Raw genomic sequence first — 244 nt, 5'->3', positions numbered from 1 at the left:
GACGGCCACGCCCTTGGGCTGGCCGGTGGAACCGGACGTGTAGATCACGTAGCACAGGCGCTCCGGGTGGACCGCGAGGTCCGGGTTGGCGTCGGTGTCGGCGTTCGTCGCGTCGTCGCCGGCGTCGAGGAGAAGTACCGGGAGTTCCGGCGCGACCGGCAGCCGGGCCAGCAGCTTCGTATCGGTCACCAGCAGCGCCGGCGCCGAATCGGCCAGCATGTGAGACAGGCGCGCGGCGGGATAG

Annotated in this window: 1 protein-coding gene; it reads right to left on the bottom strand. The window is 71.3% G+C overall.

Features of this window, described 5'->3' with window-relative positions:
* A partial coding sequence (locus ASC93_RS30300) for an AMP-binding protein (RefSeq protein WP_157201720.1) occupies nt 1–244 on the bottom strand: 244 nt, incomplete at both ends.

This window comes from Massilia sp. Root335 (assembly GCF_001425685.1).
Lineage (GTDB): Bacteria > Pseudomonadota > Gammaproteobacteria > Burkholderiales > Burkholderiaceae_D > Telluria > Telluria luteola.
The sequence above is the reverse complement of the archived record's forward strand: the minus strand, read 5'-3'. Positions and strand labels throughout refer to the sequence as shown.